18 protein-coding genes and 1 riboswitch are annotated in these 24,954 nt (G+C 46.4%); of the genes, 8 read left to right on the forward strand and 10 right to left on the reverse strand.

Annotation, left to right across the window (positions count from 1 at the left end; translation table 11 throughout):
* Positions 1–9: 9 nt before the first annotated feature.
* Positions 10–708 carry a sugar transferase gene (locus AC0YNZ_RS16930; protein ID WP_475827792.1) on the reverse strand — a complete coding sequence of 233 codons (699 nt, stop codon included), beginning with the start codon at positions 706–708 and terminating at the stop codon, positions 10–12.
* Between the two features lie 15 nt (positions 709–723).
* Positions 724–1,617, reverse strand: a complete 894-nt coding sequence (galU, locus tag AC0YNZ_RS16935; protein ID WP_475827723.1) for a UTP--glucose-1-phosphate uridylyltransferase GalU — start codon at positions 1,615–1,617, stop codon at positions 724–726.
* 2,238 nt (positions 1,618–3,855) lie between these two features.
* Between galU and AC0YNZ_RS16940 the strand changes: the two genes are divergently transcribed.
* Complete coding sequence (locus AC0YNZ_RS16940) at positions 3,856–4,797, forward strand: LCP family glycopolymer transferase (protein WP_475827724.1); 942 nt, start codon at positions 3,856–3,858, stop codon at positions 4,795–4,797.
* Between the two features lie 923 nt (positions 4,798–5,720).
* Here the strand turns inward: AC0YNZ_RS16940 and AC0YNZ_RS16945 are convergent.
* The 7 genes from AC0YNZ_RS16945 to AC0YNZ_RS16975 all read right to left on the reverse strand — a co-directional run bounded on the left by AC0YNZ_RS16945 (position 5,721) and on the right by AC0YNZ_RS16975 (position 13,347).
* The gene (locus AC0YNZ_RS16945; RefSeq protein ID WP_475827725.1) at positions 5,721–5,930 is read right to left on the reverse strand and encodes a hypothetical protein; all 210 of its coding nucleotides are present in this window, start codon (positions 5,928–5,930) and stop codon (positions 5,721–5,723) included.
* Between the two features lie 54 nt (positions 5,931–5,984).
* Positions 5,985–6,072: riboswitch (cyclic di-GMP riboswitch) on the reverse strand.
* A 316-nt stretch (positions 6,073–6,388) separates the two neighbouring features.
* On the reverse strand, positions 6,389–7,081 hold the full coding sequence (locus tag AC0YNZ_RS16950; protein WP_475827726.1) for a CpsD/CapB family tyrosine-protein kinase: 693 nt from the start codon (positions 7,079–7,081) through the stop codon (positions 6,389–6,391).
* Positions 7,062–7,829, reverse strand: a complete 768-nt coding sequence (locus AC0YNZ_RS16955; RefSeq protein WP_475827727.1) for a YveK family protein — start codon at positions 7,827–7,829, stop codon at positions 7,062–7,064. Before AC0YNZ_RS16955 ends, AC0YNZ_RS16950 begins: the two co-directional genes overlap by 20 nt.
* 161 nt (positions 7,830–7,990) lie before the next feature.
* Positions 7,991–10,102 carry an S-layer homology domain-containing protein gene (locus AC0YNZ_RS16960; RefSeq protein ID WP_475827728.1) on the reverse strand — a complete coding sequence of 704 codons (2,112 nt, stop codon included), beginning with the start codon at positions 10,100–10,102 and terminating at the stop codon, positions 7,991–7,993.
* 121 nt (positions 10,103–10,223) lie between these two features.
* Positions 10,224–11,009, reverse strand: coding sequence for a tyrosine-protein phosphatase (locus tag AC0YNZ_RS16965; protein ID WP_475827729.1), 786 nt, complete (start codon positions 11,007–11,009; stop codon positions 10,224–10,226).
* Between the two features lie 436 nt (positions 11,010–11,445).
* A complete protein-coding gene (locus tag AC0YNZ_RS16970; RefSeq protein ID WP_475827730.1) occupies positions 11,446–12,612 on the reverse strand; it encodes a mannitol-1-phosphate 5-dehydrogenase in 1,167 nt (388 codons plus the stop codon).
* 72 nt (positions 12,613–12,684) lie between these two features.
* Complete coding sequence (locus tag AC0YNZ_RS16975) at positions 12,685–13,347, reverse strand: HAD family hydrolase (protein ID WP_475827731.1); 663 nt, start codon at positions 13,345–13,347, stop codon at positions 12,685–12,687.
* Between the two features lie 848 nt (positions 13,348–14,195).
* On the opposite strand from AC0YNZ_RS16975, the gene AC0YNZ_RS16980 reads away from it, so the two are divergent.
* Entirely contained in the window at positions 14,196–16,274 is a 2,079-nt protein-coding gene (locus AC0YNZ_RS16980) for an alpha-amylase family protein (protein WP_475827732.1), read from the forward strand.
* Positions 16,275–16,462: 188 nt separating this feature from the next.
* Here AC0YNZ_RS16980 and AC0YNZ_RS16985 read toward each other — a convergent pair whose 3' ends face one another.
* Positions 16,463–17,404 (reverse strand): DMT family transporter, encoded by a 942-nt coding sequence (locus AC0YNZ_RS16985; RefSeq protein WP_475827733.1) that lies wholly within the window; start codon positions 17,402–17,404, stop codon positions 16,463–16,465.
* 261 nt (positions 17,405–17,665) lie between these two features.
* Here AC0YNZ_RS16985 and AC0YNZ_RS16990 point away from each other — a divergent pair, with 261 nt between their 5' ends.
* The 6 genes from AC0YNZ_RS16990 to AC0YNZ_RS17015 all read left to right on the forward strand — a co-directional run bounded on the left by AC0YNZ_RS16990 (position 17,666) and on the right by AC0YNZ_RS17015 (position 24,818).
* Entirely contained in the window at positions 17,666–19,093 is a 1,428-nt protein-coding gene (locus AC0YNZ_RS16990; RefSeq protein WP_475827734.1) for a PTS mannitol transporter subunit IIBC, read from the forward strand.
* Positions 19,094–19,190: 97 nt separating this feature from the next.
* A complete protein-coding gene (locus tag AC0YNZ_RS16995; RefSeq protein ID WP_475827793.1) occupies positions 19,191–21,212 on the forward strand; it encodes a BglG family transcription antiterminator in 2,022 nt (673 codons plus the stop codon).
* A 2-nt stretch (positions 21,213–21,214) separates the two neighbouring features.
* Positions 21,215–21,649: a PTS mannitol transporter subunit IIA gene (locus tag AC0YNZ_RS17000; RefSeq protein WP_475827735.1), complete on the forward strand. Its 435-nt coding sequence runs from the start codon at positions 21,215–21,217 to the stop codon at positions 21,647–21,649.
* Positions 21,649–22,824 carry a mannitol-1-phosphate 5-dehydrogenase gene (locus AC0YNZ_RS17005; RefSeq protein ID WP_475827736.1) on the forward strand — a complete coding sequence of 392 codons (1,176 nt, stop codon included), beginning with the start codon at positions 21,649–21,651 and terminating at the stop codon, positions 22,822–22,824. Before AC0YNZ_RS17000 ends, AC0YNZ_RS17005 begins: the two co-directional genes overlap by 1 nt.
* 7 nt (positions 22,825–22,831) lie before the next feature.
* On the forward strand, positions 22,832–24,565 hold the full coding sequence (gene ptsP / locus AC0YNZ_RS17010) for a phosphoenolpyruvate--protein phosphotransferase (protein ID WP_475827794.1): 1,734 nt from the start codon (positions 22,832–22,834) through the stop codon (positions 24,563–24,565).
* Complete coding sequence (locus AC0YNZ_RS17015) at positions 24,558–24,818, forward strand: HPr family phosphocarrier protein (RefSeq protein WP_056631647.1); 261 nt, start codon at positions 24,558–24,560, stop codon at positions 24,816–24,818. The genes ptsP and AC0YNZ_RS17015 overlap by 8 nt, the downstream gene beginning before the upstream one ends.
* The last annotated feature ends 136 nt before the right edge of the window (positions 24,819–24,954 follow it).

Raw genomic sequence — 24,954 nt, forward strand, 5'->3', positions numbered from 1 at the left:
CTCCTCAATTCAAAAAGCATCTTTCGATCCAAGTAATACTTTTACTGTCTTAAAAATAATCTTTAAATCAAATAGCAAACTTCTGCGTTTTATGTATGCCAGATCTAGTTCAACCATTTCGGCGAAGCTCAATTCGTTTCTTCCGCTTACCTGCCAAAAGCCGGTACAGCCTGGCGTCACCTTGAGCCTCAGTTTGTCATAACTCGTATATTCTGCCACTTCGCGTGAAAGCGGTGGTCTAGGTCCAACAATTGACATGTCGCCTCTAATCACGTTCCATAGCTGCGGCAGCTCATCGATGCTCGTTTTTCGTATGAACTTACCCACATTGGTAATCCGTGGATCTTCCTTCATCTTGAACATCGCGCCGTCAATTTCGTTTTGGCTCAGCAACCCATCTAGTAGTTCTTCCGCATTGGAGACCATTGAACGAAATTTAAACATGCGAAACGGCGTTTCGTTCTTACCAATTCGAACCTGATGAAAGAAAACAGGACCACGAGGGTCCTCGATCTTGATTAAGATGGCAACGACAATAAATAAAGGAATAAGAAATACCATTCCAATAAAAGCGGCTATAATATCCATCGCTCTCTTAGTCAATAGATAAACTCTTAAATTTCTTTTATGTTCTATCGCTACCGAAGCATTATATGCATTAGTTTCCAGAGCGATCTCTGCATCATTTCTTTGTGGAGCCACACCAATTCCCCCTCTTACCGATCAATAATTGACTTTTTTGGCCTTTTCACGCTCCAGTATCTCTTCTAAAGCCGTAAGTAATGGCAAACGAAGTTCTTTCCTCTGAAGTGCAAAATCCAAGCTGGTTTTAATATAGCCCAGCTTCTCTCCAACATCATAACGAATTCCGTCGAAATCATAAGCGTAAACGCCTTCTGATTCGTTCAATTTCTGAATTGCATCCGTCAGTTGAATCTCACCGCCGGCTCCAGTCTCTTGTTTTTCCAAGAAACCAAATATTGCTGGAGTTAAAACATATCTTCCCATGATAGCGAGATTGGAAGGTGCTGAACCTAGCGGTGGTTTCTCAACAAAATTACGGACTTGAACGAGCTTCGTATCTGCCGGCTCCACTGGATCCACAATGCCGTATCTTTCAGTTTGATCAATGGCAACGGCTTGAACACCGATAACCGATCTTCCCACCTGCTCATATTGGTTTATCAGCTGTTTGATGCAAGGAATTTTCGCCTGTACGATATCGTCACCAAGGAGGACGGCAAACGGTTCATCGCCGATGAAATTCCTAGCACACCATACCGCATGCCCCAGCCCTTTTGCTTCTTTTTGACGAATATAATGTATATTAATGCTTGAGGATTTTTGGACTTCTTTGAGGATTTCGTGTTTGCCCTTCTCATAGAGATTATGCTCCAACTCAAAAGCAATATCGAAGTGATCTTCAATAGCCCGCTTTCCTTTTCCTGTTACAATAATGATGTCTTCAATACCGGATTGAATGGCTTCCTCTACTATGTACTGGATGGTAGGTTTATCAACGATGGGCAACATTTCTTTTGGCATAGCTTTCGTTGCTGGAAGAAATCGTGTTCCAAGTCCAGCGGCAGGAATGATAGCTTTTTTCACTTTTTTCATCTCAATCACCTATCCTTTGTTTTCTAAATTCTCTTGTTCCCTATTTATCTAGTTGCCAAAAATGCAAGCTAGGTCTTCGTAAGAAAGCATAGCTTGGACTTTTGCTGTCCAAGTTCAGGCATCAAACCTATCCTCACATCACACTCTTGATGATTTACGTCTAAGGTCTATCGACCCACAGCATGACCGAGTGCCTCCAGTGATATAGGTACAGGAGACATTACCTTTAAATTCGTCCATACAGTACTCTACGTGCTATTTCTGCATCACCCTTTTTGTTTCTCTTTCCGCTCGCCATAATAATAACCCTCTGTGCTGTAGTGGTTAATGTTATTTATAACGACGCCTATCATTCTCGCTTTAACTAGCTCTAAGCTCACTTTGGCTTTCAGGGTGGCGCCCATCTTGGTGGAGGTAAGCATTATCGTTTGTATCTTCTCATCAACTTTCGAAAATTCGATACCACATTTTGTGTTATTTTACCAAAACAGTATTATTCATTTCGATTTATCCGCCTCAGTCAATTTCTTTATTCTAAATGACTCGAACCATATTATTACCATACAAATCGATATATTCAACGCCAAGTGTCCTGCCGAGGATATGATACGCTTTTGTTCAATTCTAATGCTCTGCGGTAACATTTATGAGCATCGGTAGCAATGAAATGGATTATACGGTTCCAACATAAATCAAGTGCTTTTGAATCTTCTTTCCAAATAGTCTGGTTATCGAACAAACAGTCAATTGGCAGAGCGCTCCTTCAATGAATGAGCTCAACCGTTTGCCTGACTGCGCATAAATGACGTAACCGTTGTAGACATGCCACTTGCCTTCACTTGGTACCGCGGTGGTCATCAAGGTTTTTATCTCTTGGTCTATAAGTTAATGGTATGGCGCCTGCATGGCTACAAAACCTGCTTAAGTCCTATGTACGCATCAAAACTCATTTCTTGAAAACTGTATCTACTATCTTTTGTAATATCACTTTCGTAATTTCAGTTTGCATTAGCATAGGCAAATACGACCACTTTTGCCTAACGAATTGCATTATATCAAAAAGTAGCTACTTTGTATCTATAATTATGAAAAATTCCTAATGTTATTTAATTATGTTGTCATATTTTCCAAACTCTGTGATTGCGATCAACACCAAAGTGTGACAATGAGATAAAAGGCCCGCCATATGGCCATCCAATCGTTCCAGCAGTTGTTCAACGTGGTCTGCTGGGCGCATGCCAGTTCGATGAAGTGCTGAGGGCGTTGCCGAACTCGAAGCTGCAAGAATTGGATGTTAGCCAACACCCTATGCGGTGCTCGGGCTAACGCGTTGATTTACAGTATCATCGAATGCCCAAGAGCAGAATCCTTCATAACTCTTGGTCATGGTAGTGCCTTCAAATTCACCAAACCATATTTACCATTGTCCGGTCGGGAAGCACTAGCACTAGCACTAGCACTCTTTCTTTTTTTCAGATTATATGATATTGTCAATACGTTTCGTGATCAAACTCAATGGAACGTATGGAAGCCTGAGACCATTCGATCACTTTTTTATAAAGAACATTAAGGAAAGGAGATGCCCATGTGTAATAGAATCGTCTTTTTACGTAATAAAAGGGGATTGACGCAGGAAGAATTAGCAGACCACCTTGAAATAACCCGGGACTCGCTCACTAGGAGAATAATCGAAGAGAACCAGTTTATGACCTTTTTGCTCAGTGCGCTTTTCTTTGGAAGGTTTACGAAAATCATTACATACGATCTTCCGTCATGGACGAGTACAACACCCACAGGGTAACATCATCATCCGTTCAATAGGTCTTGAATCATATAAATTCACCCCGCCACAGACACCCATACTGGTATAATGACCATGATCGCAAACATGAGTCCTTTAATAAAGTTGCAGTTTTGTTCCATATGAGAGTACTCCTATCATTCATAATCTTCTCAGTATAGGTTTTATTTCATAGAATACTTCAACACCTTATTGAGGATCGTAAATTGTATCAAGAAAGAGCAGCTTAATGCTGCGAATATTATTTACTGCTCCATAGGAAGACCGGCAATGAGAATGCTGTGGAATGATTGTGGGAGGAGCTTATTTTCTAAGATGCTTCTACTAATTACCACTTCATTTGTTCTAGAACATGTTTAATAATTGAAATAAGTTGATGAGCAATTAGCACCAAATGGATTACGGTGCTCAAAAGTAAAATAAGGAGTCCTGCAAACATGAATCGTCGATTGAAACTCATCCTCATATGGACAGGGGCTGTAGTCGCTACAATACTGCTGCTGGTAGGAGGCTTAGTTTGGTACGTATACAATTCAGCCCAGCAAACTGCTTCAAAGATATATGAGGACTTAGACCCCGTAAATCCGGCCTATGTCAGCAAAGACACAGACGTGAACAAGGCAACCGAGCCCATGAAAAATTTGGCCCCCTTCACAGTTCTTGTCTTAGGCGTGGATGAGCGGAAAAATGATCGGGGTCGTTCTGATACAATGATTGTACTGACCGTTAATCCAGTAAAGCATTCCATATTGATATTTAATATTCCTCGTGATACTCGAACCGAAATCATTGGTCACGGCACCGTAGACAAAATCAACCATGCATACGCCTTCGGCGGCGTTGAAATGTCCATACAGACAGTGGAGAATTTCCTGGATTATCCTATTGATTACTATGCCAAAGTGAATATGGAAGGTTTCGCGCGGCTTATTGATTTGATAGGCGGTGTTGAGGTGGATAATCCGTTTTCTTTTGATTATGAAGGTCATAGGTTCGATCAAGGTCATCTGTTGTTGAACGGAACATTAGCGCTGAAGTATTCCCGTATGCGCTATGATGACCCAAGGGGTGACTTCGGACGCAACATGCGGCAGCGTGATATTCTGCAGGAAGTCATGAATCGCTCAATGAGCATCTCCAATGTAACCAAACTACAGTCATTTCTAGGCGAGCTTAAAGATAGTGTGAAGACGAATGTTACCTTTAATGAAATGAAGCAATTTGTGACGGATTACCGACCTCAGATTCATAAGATCGATATGGTTGAGGTGCAAGGAAAAGGCCAGATTATCAATCGAATTTGGTATTATATTGTCGAAGATGGTGAACGAACCCGTATTCACAATAAAATCAAAGAGCATCTTCAGAAGGAGTCTTGAAATGAGTAATAAAGGCAAGACTTACGTGAAAAATGGGTGGGAGAGCAACAACTGAATACATGATTTCAACGTTGTGGCTTTGCAATGTAACCATATTCCGCATCATAAATACCGCTCAACAGCCTAAAAGGCCTCTCTGTAAATAACAGGGAGGCCTTAGCTTTTTTAAGCGAATGGTTTTTGTTAAAAAAGGATAGATTAATGGACTTTCGCAAGGCTCTCAAAGGGGGCAAGAATTCCCATAACGCTATTCGTCACTGATAGTGAATGTGATGCCTTCTCTTAAAAAAAGTATATGCACTACTTCGCAAAAGACCATCAGTATAACCACCGCTTCCTCATCCTGTCTTTAGGTAAGCCCACAAGGTAAACCTTAATTGACAATGAAGATTACTACCCATAAGATCAACGTAAGCTCCGTAAATTAAAGAGAAAGTGAGATTTACCCGTGAAAGCATATATTACAGCTAATGAAGGGTTCATCAGCGCTGAAATGACCGTTGAACAAGCGGTTATCTATGCGAGACTGTTACGGCAACTCGGAAATGTGGATGTACGCGTAGTTCCCATCAAAGCATTGAAAACTGGAAAATCAGGGAGACAAGCGAATATGCGTCATTTATCTGTAAAATAGATTTCGTTAATGCTCATACCCAGTAAAATGTACTTAATTGAGGGGTCGGGGAGAACATATGGCATTATTGTCAAAGGAACAGCTTAGAGCATTCATCTAAGAGAACTAGTGGTTACGGCGCAGAATGCATATAGTGAGCTATTTGCAGAGAAATCTGCAGGAAATCCTTAAGGCCGAGAGGGACACGCATCTGTGCTCCATGAAGCATAACAACAGTTTCATAAATAAGAGGTATCTAAAGACTTAAGTCTTTAGATACCTCTTATTTAAATATGCTGGGTAAAATGACTTAAGAAGAGAGACATAACTTCCCTATAGTTTCTTCATTTGAGTTATGAATCTCATTGATTATAATAGAACTTGCAGCTTTTGATTCCCTAAATTCCCTAACAAAGATTGCTTCAGCCATTTTATCGGCTCGTTTTGAAACTACGAATAAACTAAAATAAAAGATACCACCAATAATCCAAAAAATAGACAAAGTAATTAACCAACTCATATACTTTCTACCTCCTTGAAATGTGTTCCACATACAATCGGACGGAGGCCCGTTTTCGGCAGCTGGCTGACATATTGAATGTTCCAATTTAGTCCCTTTAGCTTTGCGTCACTGATTTTCATCAGTTTTGCTATTATCGAACGATTTATGTAATTTTCGTATATAGGAATATATTATCAATTTTCTTAAAAATAGCATCATTCTTTAGTATTGCATTTTACTTAAAAAATAGGGAATAAAGAACTATTTTTTTCTTCTAAACGATAGGCGGATCGGGGAAGCGACTGTCGCCTTTGGTCCATAACGCAAGATCGGCTATTTCTGCTTCACACATTTTTGCTTTACAGTGCATCAGCAACAACCATATTTGCTGATGTCGAATTTTATAATACTGAGCGTCCATAACTTCTCTTCTACTCTTAATCCTACGCCACAGCTATCAACTACGGAATTATCTTTTATTTCTCTTGAACGCCATAATAATAGTAGTAAGCCTCTTCATTTGCTTTACGCTTCACATTGTTCAGCACAACGCCTAGAATACGTGCATTTACACTCTCTAGACTCTTTACAGCCTTGCTTGCAATATCTCGTTTCACTTTGCCTTGATCGACTACCAGAATAACGCCATCGCTCTTCGTAGATACGATTTGCGCATCGGTTACGGCGAGCAGCGGCGGCGTATCGATTAAGATCATATCATACATTTGTCTTAACTGTTCAAGGAGTGTCGTCATCTTCTTCGAACCCATCATCTCTGCCGGGTTCGGAGGAATAGCTCCCGATGTAATAATATCCAAGTTAGGAATATCCGATGCCTGAATCACTTCCTCAAGCGTTGATTGCTGTGAAATGACAGATGACAGCCCCCAGCGATTGGATAAAGCAAAGGTGTGATGGGCGGTAGGCTTACGAAGATCGGCATCGATCAGAATAACCTTCTTCTCCGATTGAGCGAATGTGACACCTAGGTTCGTAATCGTTGTCGACTTCCCCTCGCCGGGGCCTGTCGAGGATACCATGATTACTTGAAGCTTCTCGTCTATGGAAGAAAACTCAATATTTGTCCGTAGAGCGCGATAGGACTCGGATATAGGAGACCGGGGGTTTGTAACGGTAATCAGCTGGCGCTTATTTTTCAATTGAGACACGCTCTAATTCACCTGCCTTGTAGGTTTGATTGGCTTTGCTCGTTTGGTTAGAATTCGATTCCTCCGGATTCATTCTCGAGATCATGGCAAGCGTTGGCTGGCCTAAGTATTGCAGCACATCCTCCTCGGTCTTGATCGTATCATCCAAATACTCAAGCAGGAATGCAGCACCGATTGCGAGCATTAAGGAAACAACAAACGCAATCACTATATTAAGCGGTACATTAGGTGCAACAGGACTTGGAGTTGCGTCTACAATCGCTTTATTCAGAATCGATACATTCTCGACCTTGAAGATATGTTGGATCTCTTCCTGAAATACTTGAGACACGGCGTTCACGATTTGAGCCGCTTGCTTATAGTCCACGTCTTGTACGTCTAACGTCATTACTTGCGTGTTATTTACGGAGCTAACTTGGATTTTACGTGAAAGTTCAGTTGGGGTTAATCCAAGCTGAGGATACTGCTGAGCTACTTTATCCAAAATTGCCGGTGTTTTAATAATTTCTTTGTACGTGTCAATCATTTTAATATTTGAGTTGATTTGATTAATATCAAGTTGAGCGTTAGACATCTGTGTGGATGTCTGATTTACGATAATTTTCGTAGAAGCTTCATAGACAGGGTCTTTAAAAAACAAGCTAATAACAGCCGCCGCAGCTGTACATATGAAGACAAACAATAGAATAAGCGTTAATCTCTTCTTTATGATCGCCATATACTGTCGCAAATCCAGTTCGTTAGACACTTCATACTCCTCCATCAGATATAGTCGCATCGAAATGAATTATTGATTCCTAAGAACTACATCTCATTATTTATTAATACATAATTTTACAGTAAATTATAAATTTACGAAAAAATCTCCCTCCCATCTACGTGAGAGGAAGATTTTGACTCTATTATAACTTAATTGTCGAAATTTAGCGCGCGGTAAATAATGACAGCTGCTTCTGCGCGTGTCGCATTGTTATTCGGCAAGAACTTGCCTGCATTTCCGATTACGATTTTGTGATTTGCCGCAAATGCAACGCCGTCTTTCAGCGCAGCGCTGATTTTACCAGCATCAGCAAAGCCCTTTAGTACTTCATTAACATCAGCAACATCAGCTGCACCTTTCGTTACTTTTAAAGCGCGGGCGATCATCGTTGCCATCTCGGCGCGCGTGATCGTAGCGTTAGGATCAAATTTCGATGCCGAACGGCCGTTAATGATTTTCAGACCTGCTGCTGCAGCTACGTATGGCGCATGCCAATCAGATGCATTCACATCAGCAAAGCTTTCTTTGGCGGTGCCATTATCAAGATCAAGAGCACGGATAAGCATTTTTGCAAACTCGGCGCGTGTTACTTTGTCCTTCGGTGCAAACTTGCCTTCCGATTTGCCTACGATTGCGCCCTTGGCAGCAACGACTTGAATCGAACGGCCTGCCCAAGCATCTACGGATGCTGTATCATTAAACGTTACTTTATTCTCAACAACAACATAGGAAGAGAACGTATCGCGCGGCTCAACGATGTGGCCGTCCTTGATGCTTCCGCCTTGGAACTGAAGCTTGCCGTCTACGATTTTCGCAACTGACAGTAATTCTTCATCCAAGCCCGTTGTATCGCCAAGCGGAATGCTTATAACGATCGGCTGATCAAACTTCGTAGTAGCGACTCCGCCAATGGTAAGGTTGAAATCGTACACTTTGGAAGCTGATTTCAGATCACCAGTCATTTCTTTGGTTGCATCAGATTTATTGATTTGGAAGTCGATTGCGGACGAGAATGTGCCTCCCACTGGAAGATCAACCAATAGGCCGCCTACTTTAATGGTAATAGCTGCTATATTCGCTTTAATCGCTTGTGCCATAATGGCGTTCGACAAGCCGATAACAACCCCGTCTTGCGAAACATTGCCAAGATCGATTGTTACTTTAATTTTAGGAAGCGCAATTCCTGGAGCCGCTGCTTTCAAGCCATCCATTATAGCTCCAATACCAGCGATCGCGGAGAGGGTTTTGTTCTCATCAAGCTTAAGAACTGCCTTACCATTAACGATTGTTATTGTATTCTCAATCACTGACAGCTTTGAAGCTAGAGCTGTAGCTTCTTTAACGGCAGCTTCAATCAGCTTCGCTTTCTCTTCGCCGGTAGCATTAGCGATAGAGTCCTTGAGAGCGCCCAGCTTCTTCACCAAATCTGCAGCTTCCTTCGGAATCTCGATAGTTGCAGGAGGTGATTCAGTCAGACCGCCGCCAATGTCGCCGCCATCTCCGCCTTTCAGAGATTCATAAGCATTGAACAAAGCTCCTGCAGCCGCGATAAACTTCCCGTCGGCCTTAACTTCAGTTCTAGCTTGCGACAATACGGCTAATACATCCTCAGTAGTTATTCCATAATGAAGGAACACTTTCTCAACTGCATATTCACTCTTAGGCAATGCACCCAGTACTGTTTCTAACAGATTATTAACACTGCTTGGATTCATCATCAAATCCGACAACTCTGCAAAACTCTTCTCACCGACTTGTTTAATAAACTCAGTCTGGATATCAAAGAAATATTCAGCAATGTCATCTACCGTCAAATCAGCAACTTTAGCCTTTGTTGCAAATGATTGAATCAACGCGCCATGATCCGCACGCAGATCCTCAAGCCCCGCGACAGATGGGTTATAGGACAAGCTAACCGCTTCACGGAACAGTACTTTCAATTGCTCTTTCTCAGGTCCAGCATCTACGAATTTATCAACGACTGGTGCAGCGATTCTGCCTTGTGCAGCTTCACTCAATGCATTGAAAGCATCTTGAAGCGCCTTAACATCGTCTTCTCCTCCTGTTGCAACAATCGCATCATGGATCTCTTTCACTCGAGTCACTAGCGTAGAATCAGCTAGCGATGAGGCTGCATAAGCGATTCCGCTCACGCCGAGCTTCTCCGCTAATCCTTGGCTGCTAAGCGGAATGCCGGCGAAAGCCGTAAGGGCTACGCTCGCCGCAATCGTAGAAACTGCTAGTTTTTTTCTTAATGTCACGCTCTCTCACTCCTAGTATATTAAAATAGTTGCACTCATCTAATTGACGAATGACTAATAACGCCGATAAACATAACTTTCAATATGTACTTGCTGCTTATGTTATTCACTCTAGCGCTGCCTAATTCTTGTAGAAATAGGAAAGGAAACGGCGTATAGCTCCCTTAGAAGAGGAGGCTGCGGCAGGCTGAATATGGAAAGGCTTGTCTTCGATTATGGATTGGGCATTGCTTTGCAAATAGCTCACCCACTGTTCTCCCATCCGCTTCTCAATAGAATCGTAAGCCTCGCGCAGCCGAAAGCCTCGTCGCTCGACATGATGGGCATCGGAAGACACAATATGTATTAGGCCATCCTTCAGTAAGGACCAAGCGGATTGTTCGATACGTTTACCGAATCCGCCCAGCAGAGAATGGGTCGTAACTTGCGCGAATGCGCCTGCTTCAATGAGTTCGGCTAATCGCTCAGGATGCTTGACTACTTCTGCATTTCTCTCAGGATGAGCGATTATGGGCTTGAGTTTTAGGAGGCTAAGCTCATGAATGAGCTCGAACATCGCCTTCGGTATACGAGAGGATGGCATCTCAACCAATAGGTAGCTGGAGCCGGCTAACGGGAAAATTTCACCTCTTTGCCAAGCATCCAATAAATCATCATGAACGCGGACTTCTTGCCCGGACATTACCGTAACAGGCACACCCGCTGCCATCAACTGTTCGTTGACGGAATGAGTGTGCTTGGCTACGTTGTCTGCTATATTGGTATAGGCACCATTAGCATGGTGCGGAGTTGCGATGATCGTTGTAATTCCCTCTAATACGGCTGCCCGTGCCATGTTCAAAGTATCTTCGAAGCCCGCTGCGCCATCATCCAATCCGGGTAAAATATGCGTATGTATGTCTATCATGCCGATCTCACTTCCTACTAGAATTTGATCAAAAGTTCCCGATAGGCCGGTTTGTAACTATTCTATCATATGAAGATAGAACTTTCAGCACTTCCTTCTAGATTTCGACAGTTTTTACTACATTTCTCCCTAAGTTTATCCTACTATTACCAGAAGTGTAAGTAAAAAAATGTAAAAGTTGCAATTTGTTCAGGAAAATTTTAGTTCTAACACAATTGTAACATAAATCAAACGCTGATTTAACACATCTTCTAGGCGCAGGTATTTTTGCTGGTTTCACCACCCGCCGCAGCCGCAATAGCTCGCTACCATTCATTCGCTCACACGGCATACAGGCCAAAAAAAGAAGCGACAGAAGTCCTGCTTCTATCGCTTCATTTATGCACAAAGGCTTAGGTCCCGAAATCGAACGTTACCTGAACATGCGTACTATATTTCACCTTATGGCTGTATAGGTCTCTTTGAGAGCGCCGTAGCTGTCCACGATTTCCTGATGAATCGAATGCTTATGCGGAATCCCCATATGCGAGGTGATCACATCATGAATGCCGGAACGCCGAATTGCCGCTTGCAGCTGGACAGCTTCCTCATCCTTCTCGTAGTCGAAAAGAAGCGCAGCCGCTATCGCTGTTGTTAAATGCGGGATAGGAATACCCAGCTTATGCGCCTGCAAAGCGGGTCTGACGAGCCTATCGTTCAAAGACAGCTTACGAATCGGAGAACGGCCGACGCGTATGACGTTATCCGACAATCTGGGATTCGTAAACCTTACCATCATTTTTTGAATATATTTGTCATGCTTCTTCTTATCCCAGTGGTACTTGGAGGTAAGGAGACTCCCCGTTTCTCCCAGAACATGAGAGATTTCCGCCTTAATCTTAGCATCGCCCATCGCTTCCTGAATCGTATCATAGCCTTCGAGGTAACCGTGATAAGCCGCCGTGCAATGACCCGTATTGACGGTAAACAACTTGCGCTCGATGTAAGGTTCCAGGGCATCTACATACTTCACCCCCTCAATCTCAGGGAAGCCCTCAATCATTGCCGAACGGTCTATTATCCACTCAAAATAAGGCTCTACGGTTACTTTAAGCGGATCATCATGCTCCTGTACAGGAACGATGCGATCAACAGCCGTATCCGGAAAGGCGATGCAGAAATCCGCTTTCTCATGCCACTCCAACGGCAAATGCTCATAAACGCGCTGCCTGAGGAGCGAGCTGCCGGAAATCGCATTCTCGCAAGCGATAATATGCAGCGGGTTGTAGTTCCGGTTCTTAAGACGCAGCTCAACGCCTGCCGCGATGGACTCAGCAATATGCTTCAATGCGGTTACGCCTACCGCTGTCGTGACCATATCGGCCGACGCAACGGCTGCCGCCACCGCAGCCTTGTTCTTGCCGCTGATCGCGGTGACATTGTTCACGATTTCCGTATCGCTCGCCTCGTTCGCAAGCGTGACCGAATACTGCTTCTGCTGCTGAAGCAGCTGAACCTTCCTCTCATTGCGAGCCACGAATATAACCTCATAGCCCGCATTAGATAAAAGAAGACCAATAAAGCCTCTTCCAATATTTCCTGCGCCAAAATGTACAGCCTTCATCGTCCGAACCTCCTTTAATGGATGGTGTCGTCCTTGAGTTTTTATCTGAATATTCTGACTAATTAATATATGCTACAGCGCACCGGACACCATTTCATGAAAATCAATATGAGCTAACGATTCCGCGTGATAATAGCGGTCGGACTTATCGAAAGCCAAGCTCTTCGTTATCGTATTCGGAACAATAATGCAGGACATGCCTGCAGCCGACGCGGCACGCGCTCCATTAGGCGAATCCTCGATTGCTATCGCTTCGCTCGCTTCCACACCCAGACCTGCCAGGGCTTGCTTGTATAACTCGGGGTCCGGCTTCACTTTCGCCACATCATCCGCCGTCCGGATGCACTCGAAGTAATGCGCAATGTCGAGCTGATCCAAATGTTTATCGATCCAAGCGCGATCCGAGCTGGAGGCAAGGCCGATCTTCAAGCCAGAGGCCTGGGCGAAATTCAAATAATCTAAAATACCGGATCGGACCTCTTCCCGCTGCATAAGCTCGGAATGCTGGAGATGCACCGATTCACGGAAAGCCTGCTTATCGATTGGCAGCTTCAAATCCGTCATTAAATATTCATAGGGGTTAAAAGTATGCAGACTCGTGCCTATACAACCGGAGTACTGCTCCAATGTGAGCTCTACGCCATGTTCCCTGTACGCCTCGTGAAACGCGTTGTACCACGCCGTTTCCGTGTCAATAATAGTGCCATCAAAATCAAAGATAATCGCTTTAATCATCCATCCGTCTCCTTTCAAGAGAGAAAATGTTAGATTTGATAACAAAACCGTAACATGTTTTAAAAGTTTACGTCAAGGCAAGGCAGCGCCCAAATCCCCCTTTTCACGCTTTTCCCAATTTTCCCTGGAAGCCCCGCAAACCCTTGCCGTTGCTGGGTTTTCACTATTTTTGCAAGCGCTTTGAAAAGCTATGAAAAAAAATTTCAGAACATTTTCTATCAAACGCTTACATTTCGCAATGACTCGTCCCTCCTCATCAAATAAAGGAAGTGAAGCTGCCGTACTTTTATGTTAACAGTTGTTTGTCTCTGTCATGCCGGGACATTAAACAGTCCACGGAGCATACTCCATGGACTGTTCTTTCATCCGTCGGTTCTAACAACGTTTAAAATAGATCTTCGAAAACATCGAACACGGAGTGCTTCTTCTTTTTGTGCTTCGGATAATGATGGTCGTTATCGCTTCCGTGATTCCCGTGCGATTGAGGATACGGCCGTTACTTCATTGCAAACAGGACATTTCATCGGACTTCCTCCTCTTAAGGCTAATTAATAAATCTACTATATATACCCGATTTAATCCTTCGCAACCATTCCATGGAACAGCTGGTGGTACTCTAAACCTAATTTTGCGCTTGAAGCGTCGGGTTGGGCCTCTCAGACCAGCACGCTTTCATATAACTATACTACTAACACATTCAATCGATGGAATTGGGAGCAAAGGTAATCGCATCTACCCTTAAAATGAATACACCTTGCTCTCACTTATGTCTTATGTCTTTTGGCACTAGTATTAACCGTTCGAGTTGCCGATAAACAGAGTATCACTAATTGGAGGCTTGGCATAATATGAAGAAAAGATCCAAGTTTAATAGCAGCAGTATTTTGATATTCTTGTTGGCATTTATCGTCGTAACTGTTTTTGTCCCAATCGGTAAAGTTAGAGGTGAAGACACTATGCTAAAGACAGGAAACTATATTCACAGCCCTGCTCCGGACGGAGGGAACTCTCCCGACTGGAAAGGGTCCGGGGTTATATCCTCGGCGGACGGCGTCTTGTTCGACGGAAGTCCCGCTTACGCAGGCTGGATGGGCAGCGCAAACTCTCACTCAACTGTAAATGTGGTTATTGATCTGTTGAAGGACTACCCTTTGAATCAGATCCGTATGGTGTTGAATTCACCAAACAAATATTGGGGATTTAAGGACATTACCGTAAAGTACCGTCCCGAGTCGGCGACGGGGTATTACATTGCAGACAGACACGTAAGAACGGGAACCGATTTAAACTATTCGGTAACCATTCCGATGTCAAACAAGACGGTCAGGTTTATCGTGCTGAACATTAGGCGTACCCAAGCCTATCAACATATTCCGCTGACAGAAGTCGAGATTTATAGAGGTACGGGCCTCGAGGGGCAAAATCCGGGACCCACTCTTACCGCGGAAGGATTGAAAGCTGAATTGAAGAAGGAGGCCCTGCTGGCGGACAAGTTCGGTCAATGGATGAATGAAACCTGGTCCGGAAAGGTTACATCCGACACGCAGCTGCAGCTGGAATATGCGAATGAGGCCGTTGCCTTGGCGAATGTTTCGCTGGATCCCACAAAATATGATCAATATGGAGGCATGAAAAGCTTAGGAAAGCAAGCAAGCACCGGGTACTTCAGGCTTCAAACAATTAACGGCAAATGGTGGTTTATTACGCCGGATGGATATCCCTTTATTGTTAAAGGAGTGGATGCAGCAAGTTTGTGGGAGTCCGGATATAAGTCACCGATCCTGAAAGAGGACGGCACCTACAAGCAGATTTTTGAGGAATTGCCCGATCGTACCGCCTACGCTCCCGCCTACACCAGTGATGCGGGCGGTGAATACGTCAGCCTCGTCGTTGCCAACGTCATGAAAAAATACGGAAGCGGATTTGAGTCGAAATGGGAGGATATCACGAAAAAGCGTTTGATCCAGTGGGGCTTTAACACCTTCAGCAAGTGGACCAAACCGAAAAACATAACGTTTCCGTTCATTCAATCGCTCCAAGACCCCTCGAATTTGAGAAGGATACAATGGACGTACGACGTTTTTGACCCGCAGAGCGGGCCTATCATCGAGAACGCGCTGAAGACACAGCTTTATAATGCGAGATACAGCAAGTGGTTGATCGGCTATACCTACGATAATGAGGCGGGTTGGAATGTCAATATCGTAAAAGAGGTGCTAACCTACTCTTCGTCCTCGCCGGCGAAAAGCGCATTCGTGGATCTTCTTGCGCAAAGATATAATGGCAACCTCGCCACGGTCAATCAGGTTCTGGGTACGAACGCGATATCGTTTGACGCTTTGAAAGATACTCCGATCGATATCGCCAAAGTTTCCACGGTCGATTTATCGGAATATATCAGGCTGGCATCCAGAACTTACCATTCCATGATCAGGGACATTATTAAAAAATACGATCCGAACCATTTGTTTCTGGGCACGGCTATCGTTCCTACTTGGCGAACCAGCTTGGATTGGGATCAAGCGGCTATGGGGTTTGTAGATGCTTTTTCTGTGGACAGTTATACTAGAGATGCGAGTTGGATTTCCAGATACGAAAATTACGGAAAGCCCCTGCTCAATCTGGAACATTCATTCGGCTCGTCCGAACGCGGACTTTCCTATTTCAGTGCGGCTACGATGACAACAAGCACAAGGGAAAGAGGAATCGCTTACCAAGCTTTTGCGGAAAGCCAGGCCGCGCATCCGTTGTTTGTCGGCTCAGGCTGGTATGCGTACTACGATCAGCCGGTTACCGGGCGTCCGGACGGCGAGAGCTACAACGTCGGCCTGGTCAATCAGCAGGATCAGCCCTATGCGGAAATGGTCAACATCATGAAGACGGCACATGCCGGATTGGAAAATGTTCACCTTAACGGGGTTCGTTGATAGTTCCTGCTCCAGTCATGATAGAAGCCGGGAATTACAGTACGCAAATCTGTCTAAATAAGCAAAAAGGAGCTCTGCTACGACGCAAGCTCCTCTTCTTTGTTCCCTTTAGCACAAGAAAGTAATTTAACGACTTAGACCTTTCGAGACAGCCCTTCCTTATCACTTTGTCAGATTGCAAATGGAAACTATACGACTTGACCTTCCGGTGACTTACTTAGAAGTTGCGGTTTCTCCACCGGCCGTTTGCGTTCAATGCTGATCCAGACAAGTCCGGCCGCCATACATGCAGCGCCGCACATTTGCAGCGATGTAATCCGCTCGTCGAACATAAAGTAGCCGGCAATAACAGCTGCCGCCGGAACGGCGTAACGGAAGAAGTTCGAGCGCGCCGCACCGACCTTGATCATGCAGGCATTCCAAACGACAAAAGCCAGCACCGTGCAAATAATCACATTGTATCCGATGGATAAATAATGACCTGTATTTAGAGCGGACCAATCCGTCTGCCCCCACTTACCAAAGGTCAGCGGCAGCATGAACAGCGATCCGAATGCGATAATCCACGTACTTATCCGAAGGACTGAATATTGCTTCATTAAAGTCATGGAGCTGAGATTATATAATGCGCCGATTATACTGACGCCAAACGCCATCGCGTTGCCCAGCATATTTTCAGAAGAAAGGCTGAAGCCCTCTCCTCCGCCAAGGATGACGAAGCATACACCGACAATCGATATCGCGCCGCCGACGATGAGCCGCAGCGTAATCGATTCCCGTATGAACAGCGGCGCAAACAAGGCAGCGAAGATCGGCCATGGCGCTACGTTCAGGAGCGACGCATTCGCGAGCGTCGTATATTTGATGGAGTACATGACCATAATTTCAAGCAACGTAACGCCAAACAGTCCGATTACCGCCAGCTTCGGAACCAAACGCCAAGGAATCCCTACGTTGCCCTCGGTCAGCTTCAATATAAGGAAGAAGAACGGAATAGCCAGTCCAAATCTCAAAAACGAAAACACAACCGGGTTAAACGACTCCATCGCCAGTCGCGATATGCCAAAGTTCGCTCCCCATACGACAGCTACCAGCACAAGTCCGCCGTAATTCATCCACTTATTATTCATTCTAACCGCCCCGTCTATTCACCTATGTCTTGTTTCTACAAATTCCTCATCCATCATAGCATGAGCGGGCGCGTAAATATTCCTGCATTTAGCTCATTTCTTATGCTATTTGAACGTAATGAAAAAAATGATGGCAACAGCGATCATGACGCAACCTGCTTTTCAATTCGTTGAATATGAAAGCGCTATCCATTACGATTAAATCAGCTTCTGGTAGCTAACATTATAAACACCAGGAAATTACAAAATGGAGGTTGAAGCATGAGTAATTTGGCAACAGAAAAACCGGTATCCGGCGGTGTTAAAGTTTCCGTTCAACGATTCGGTCGTTTCCTAAGCGGCATGGTTATGCCCAATATTGGCGCCTTTATTGCATGGGGACTCATAACGGCTTTATTCATACCGACAGGTTGGATTCCGAACGAAAGTCTGGCAACGCTTGTAGGACCGATGATCACCTATCTGCTCCCTATTCTTATCGGTTATACCGGCGGTCAAATGGTTCACGGCGTACGGGGAGGCGTAGTTGGCGCAATCGTTACGCTCGGCGTTATTGCAGGGGCCAATATTCCGATGTTTCTTGGAGCTATGATCGTCGGGCCGTTCGCTTCATGGGTATTGAAAAAATTCGATCAATCTATTGGAGGAAAGATTCCTTCCGGCTTTGAAATGCTCATCAACAACTTCTCTTCCGGCATTATCGGCGGCGGACTTGCAATAATCGCATTCAAAGGCATCGGACCCGTAGTAGAAACCCTTAGCAAGCTGCTTGCTTCCGGGGTTGAAATTCTCATCAACTCGGGCCTGCTGCCGCTCGCAAACGTATTGATCGAGCCGGCCAAAATATTGTTTCTTAACAACGCCATCAACCACGGCATACTGGGTCCGCTCGCTCTGGATCAAGCAACGCATGCCGGAAAATCGATTATTTACATGCTGGAATCCAATCCGGGTCCGGGTCTTGGCATCCTGCTGGCCTATTGGCTGTTCGGCAAAGGGATGGTTAAGAATTCCGCCCCAGGCGCTGCCATCATCCATTTCTTCGGCGGTATTCACGAAATTTATTTCCCTTATATTCTTATGAACCCGCGTTTAATTCTTGCAACCATCGCAGGCGGCGTGTCCGGTACTTTCACCTTCTCCATCTTCGGAGCAGGTCTAGTCGCCGCTCCATCGCCGGGCAGTATTATCGCTTACTTCACCATGACGCCTAAAGGCGGATTTCTGGCTATGCTTAGCGGTGTAGCAGTGGCCACGATCGTTTCATTCCTGGTTGCATCGATCCTGTTAAAGACCGGCAAGCAGAATGAGAATGCCGATGACGAGCTTGAGCAAGCGGCGAAGAAGGTTCAGCAAATGAAGGCGACATCCAAAGGAACGGTCGTACCAGCTGCAGCAGCGGAGCAAGTGAAGACGAAAGTTAGCAAAATCGTATTTTCCTGCGATGCCGGCATGGGCTCAAGCGCAATGGGCGCTTCCATCCTGCGCAAAAAGGTCAATGCGGCCGAGCTGCCTATTACCGTCATTAACACGGCGATCAGCGATATTCCCGGGGACGCTGACATTGTCATCACCCATAAGACCCTTACCGACCGCGCCCGGCAAAAAGCGCCGAATGCCGAGCATATTTCAATCGAAAATTTCCTCAAAAGTCCAGAGTATGACTTGCTCGTACAAAGATTAAGTTAATGACACCATACTTAACGCTGACAGATACCTGTCGGCGTTAAGTCCATTCTTCCGCGAAGGAGGATAAACCATCAAAGCCTCAACTAGGCAACGCCGAATTATTGAGCTGCTGCTCGAACAAAAGCATGAAATTACTGCGTCCGATATGGCAGCTATCGTCGGAACAAGCACCAGGACGATCCATCGCGAGCTTAGCGATATTGAACCGCTGCTGGCGGAGAGCGGCATTCTGCTTCACAAAATAGCCGGACACGGCATTCGCATCGAAGCGGATCACGACACGCTGAACCGCTTCAAACAATCATTCGACAGGTCCGATTCATTCGAATATTCGGCAGCGGAACGCAAGATTCTCATTTTCTGCAGACTGCTTGAGCATGACGAGCCCATTAAGCTGTTCTCGCTCGCTCACGAGCTGCGCGTGACGATGCCGACGATAAGCCACGACCTCGATGAAATGGAAGAAGCGATCATACAGCAAGGCTTGACTCTAGTCCGAAAAAGAGGCTACGGCGTTGAAATTACCGGCCCTGAAGAAGCGAAACGTCAGTCGATTAGCTCGCTTGCGCTTAATCATCTCGACGATTCCGATTTATTCGGGCAATTCAAAGACCAGACTGTATCTCATCCTATAACAGCACAGCTTCTCGACATGATCGGCAAAGAAAATTTCAAGCGGCTTGAGCAGGCATTATGGGAGCTGAATGACGACTGGTCGAACACGCTAACCGAATCCGATTACACGAGACTGCTCATTAAGCTGTCGGTCGCGTTAACCCGTATTGAGCAAAACTGCTTGATTACAGCAAGCGATTATAACTATGGCGATGAGATCACCTTGCTGGGAAGTCTGCTGGATATTTTGGACATACAGCTTCCAATAGAAGAAAAACGGTATCTTTCTAGGCTGCTTAGCAGCGAAGCTTATCCGGAAAGCAGCCTGCTGATCCATCATGACGATATGCCGACCATCGAAGGCGTTAAGCAGCTAATCCGTTATGTGGAGGCTCAGCTGCAAATGTCGCTTACGGAGGACCGTTCATTGGAGGAAGGGCTTATCCGGCACATCAGGCCGGCCTTCGGGCGGATTAGAGACGGCATGTCCATACGCAATCCCATGCTTGCGCCTATCAAGAAAGAATACGGTCCTTTATTCGCTATTGTGCGGCAGGGTGTACAAGAACTATTCCGTCAGCTAAATGTGCCGGACGAGGAAATCGGCTATATCGTCATGCATTTCGGCGCTTCCTTAGAACGGTTAAAGCCCTTCCCGAGGAAAATAAGAGCCGTCCTCGTCTGCACGAGCGGCATTGGTTCATCCAAACTGCTGGCTGTGAAGATTGCCAAGGAGCTGCCGCAAATCGAGTTGATCGGCCACTATTCCTGGTTCGAAGCGACCAGGCTTGCGCCGGACCGGTATGATTTAATCATTTCCACCGTTGATCTGCCTCTGGAACCGGATCGTTACATTAAGCTAAGCCCTATGCTCTCGCATGAAGAAACAAATAGGCTGCGCGCCTACATCGAGGGCACAACCTTAAAGAAAACGGCCATAACTGCAGAAGCAGAATCGTCAGGACAATCTCCGATGGATCGCTTACTGCTGCTGCAGCTTTACTCCGGTATCGTCCTGCGGCTGCTTGACGGCTTTTGCGTTCACGATCTTGTCCTATTGGAAGGCCAAGAGCGATTAGAGAATCAGCTTCCCGGCATGCTTTCCTTGATCGGTTCACCATATATCGATACGAATAGCGGGAAAATTGCAGAGCAGCTGCTTACGAGAGAGCAGCAAGGAAGCCTCATCATCCCGGATACCCTTCTCGCTTTGATTCATACCCGAAGCGAGTGGATCGAAGAGCCTTTACTCGCCTTATACCGCTGCGACAAGCCTTTGCAGCTCAGTGAGGATGGCGAATCTCAGGCTATGCAGGTGTTAATGATGCTCGGCCCCCTGAAGCTGGACTCGTATACTTTAGAGCTGCTTAGTGAAATTAGCGCGATGCTGCTGCTGCCTGATCTGCTCGCGTTACTTGCGCATGAACAAGCGGCAAGCATCAAATTGTTCATCTCAAAGAAACTTGAGCTTTATATCAAAACCAAATTGGATTGGAGAGAATAATCATGACCATTCTATCGAAAGAAAAAATAAAACTAAACGCCGTTGTACAAGACAAATATGAAGCCATCCACATGGTCGGACAAATGCTCGTAGATGCGGGACACGCGCCACAGGAGTACATCGAAAAAATGATTGAACGCGAAGAGGCTCTATCCACCTACATCGGCGGAGGCCTTGCCATGCCGCACGGAACCAATGAAGCGAAGGCGTTAATTCGCTCGACGGGCATGGCGGTTATCATCGTACCGGCCGGCGTAGACTTCGGCGGCGAGGAGCCCGCTCAATTAATTATCGGATTAGCGGCGGTCGGCGACGATCACCTGGATATTTTGACAAACGTTGCCATGCTAGTATCCGAGGAAGAAGACATGCAGCGCATTTTGAATGCCGCTTCGGAAGAAGAGCTGATTTCTATTTTCGAAGCGGGGATGGAATAATGAAGGCCGTTCATTTCGGAGCAGGCAACATCGGAAGAGGCTTTATCGGGCTGCTTCTCCACAACGCAGGTTATGAGCTATGCTTCGTCGATGTTAACGACACTCTCGTCACTGAGCTTCAGAAAAAGGGGCAGTATGCGGTCAAACTGGCCAATGAGCAAGGAGATACGTATCTTGTCGATCATGTTACAGCCATTGACGGCAAAAATATCGCTTTAGTCGCAGAAACGATCGCGGATGCCGATATCGTAACGACCGCTGTCGGCGTATCGGTTCTAAAGCATATTGCCGCTGCGATCGCCAAAGGCATAGAACTGCGACTTGCGGACGGCAAGGCTGCTCTCCCTATTATCGCTTGCGAGAACGCACTCGGCGGCAGCACGATTTTGAAGCAATTCGTCTATGAGCACTTGTCTGCGGAAGCACAGGCGCAGGCCGATCAGCATATCGTTTTTCCCGACGCTGCCGTAGACCGGATCGTTCCGCTGCAGCAGCACGAGGACCCGCTGCAGGTTACCGTCGAGCCTTTCTATGAATGGACTGTGGAGCGTTCTCCTTTGCTAGATTCGCTGGAAGAAATCGCAGGGGTGCATTATGTTGATCAACTGGAGCCATATATCGAACGCAAGCTGTTTACCGTCAATACGGGACACTGCGTCGCGGCGTATCACGGTTTCTTGAAAGGCTATGCAACGATTCAGGAAGCAATGAAAGATCCCGCGATAGTGGCCGAGGTAAGAGGCGCGTTGCTGGAGACGGGAGCCGCGCTTGTTCAAACCTATCATTTTGACGAGAAAGCGCACTCCGAGTATATTGAACAAATACTAGAACGTTTCGTTAATCCTTACTTGGTAGACGAGATCGTACGGATTGGCCGCTCGCCGGTTCGCAAGCTTTCTCCTAATGACCGGCTTGTGAGACCGGCAACGTTAGCTTATCAACACGGCATACCCGCAGCTCATTTGACGACTGCTATGGCAGCGGCTCTGCACTTCGATTGCGCCGGCGACCCCGAGTCCGATCAGCTGCAAGCCTCGATCAGGGAGCACGGCATCCATGCAGCGATTACTAGATTCACAGGCTTAGACGAGCAGCACCCGCTTCATATTCAAGCGGCAGAGCAATACAGCATGCTGGGACAATCACCATCAGTCGTCCGGCATGGAAAGGAATGAGGATATGATGACACAATCATTGAAAGGGATAGCGGCATCGCCGGGAATCGCCATCGCGCGCGCGTTCCATCTTGCATCCGAGCGCTATATCCCCAATAAGCTGTCTATCCAAGACAGCCCGCAGGAGGTCGGCCGGTTCCGCGAGGCAGTCGCAGTCGCCCGCGTTGAGGTCGAGGCGATTCGCGCTTCGGCGGAAGAGCGGCTTGGCGCAGACAAAGCCGAAATTTTCGAAGGACATCTCATGATACTTGAGGACCCCGATCTCATCGAAGCGGTCGAACAGAAAATTGCCGATGAAGCCATCAATGCCGAATTCGCGCTGCATGAGGTATCACAATCCTTCATCGAGCTGCTGCAATCGATGACCGATGAACTGCTGCGCGGGCGGGCAATCGATATCGAGGATGTCTCCGGCCGCATCATGAGTCATTTGCGCGGCGTTCCGCACCTCGACCTGGCCAACCTGACGGAGGAATGTATTATTGTGGCGAGAGATCTGACGCCATCGGATACAGCCCAGCTCAATCTGGACGTCGTTCGCGGCTTCATTACTGAGGTAGGCAGCCGAACTTCCCATTCCGCCATTATGGCGCGATCATTGGAAATACCAGCAATCGTCGGCATCGGGCCGTCGATTCATGACCTGCCAGAGCATGCCGTCGTCGTGATAGATGCGAATCAAGGCGTTGTCCTTGTGAAGCCAACGGCAGAAGAGCTGGCGGCTTATCAAGACAAGAAGCAGAATGACGATCTGCGCAGAGCCGAATTAAGCAAACTGAAGGATCAGCCTACCCTATCCAAGGATGGCAAGCAGGTTGAGCTGGCAGCCAACATCGGCAAGCTGGAAGATATTCAGCGGGCCATCGACAACGGCGCCGAAGGAATCGGTCTATTTCGCACCGAGTTTCTGTACATGGGACGCAGCTCCCTCCCTACCGAGGAGGAGCAGTTCACCAGTTACAAATATGCGCTTGAGAAAATGAACCCGAAGCCGGTCGTCATAAGGACGCTTGATATTGGCGGCGATAAGGAGCTTCCTTACATGGAGCTTCAGGCGGAAACCAACCCTTTTCTTGGCCAACGGGCGCTTCGTCTTTGCCTGGATAAACAGGACCTGTTCCGTACGCAGCTGCGGGCGCTGCTTCGCGCAAGCCGCTACGGCAATTTGAAAATCATGTTTCCGATGATTGCTGTATTGGAGGAGCTGCTTGAAGCGAAGAAGCTGCTTGAGGAAGAAAGACAGAAGCTCGTTGCCGAGGGCGTTCAGCTCGCGGGACATATCGAGATCGGGATGATGGTCGAAGTTCCGGCAGCGGCTGTCGCCGCAGATCTATTCGCGCCGGAGGTCGATTTCTTCAGCATCGGAACGAACGACTTGATTCAATATACAATGGCGGCAGACCGTATGAATGAAACGGTGTCCTACCTGTATCAGCCTTGGCACCCCTCCTTACTGCGCCTCATCCGCCTCGTAATCCAAGCGGCGGAGAAGGAAGGCAAATGGGTCGGCATGTGCGGCGAGATGGCAGGAGATTTGACGGCGATTCCACTGCTGTTGGGTCTTGGCCTGCATGAATTCAGTATGAGCGCCGGCTCGATTCTGCAAGCGAGAGAACTGATCGGTCAGCTCGACAAGTCCGAATGGTCGGACTTCGCGAATCAGGCGCTGACTATGCGGAGCACGCAGGAAATTACACAATTTGTTGAACATAAAAGAAACGGAGTGACTCAATATGCTTAGCCAAACTTTCATCATTGTTAATCCTACAGGCTTTCACGTACGCCCGACCAAATCCTTCGTACAAACCGCCAGCACCTTCCCCTGCAAGGTGAACGTCATCAATAAAGGGAAGAAAGTAAACGGCAAAAGCTCATTGAGCATGCTTACGCTTGGCATTGCGGCGAATGAGGAAGTTACGCTGGAGATTGACGGCGAGCAGGAATTGCAGGCGCTAAACGCGCTGGGGAAGCTTTTGACGGATATACACGAATAGTAGGCAGGATGGCGCACACTTTGACGGGAAACGATCCCGCTAATTTCTTCGAATACGCTATTCAGCTTCATTTAGCTGGAATTTCTCCCTTTCTTTTTGCGGAAACCGCCCCTTCTAGGGTGTCTGTGCCGGATTA

Source organism: Paenibacillus sp. J2L1-98, from assembly GCF_056269405.1.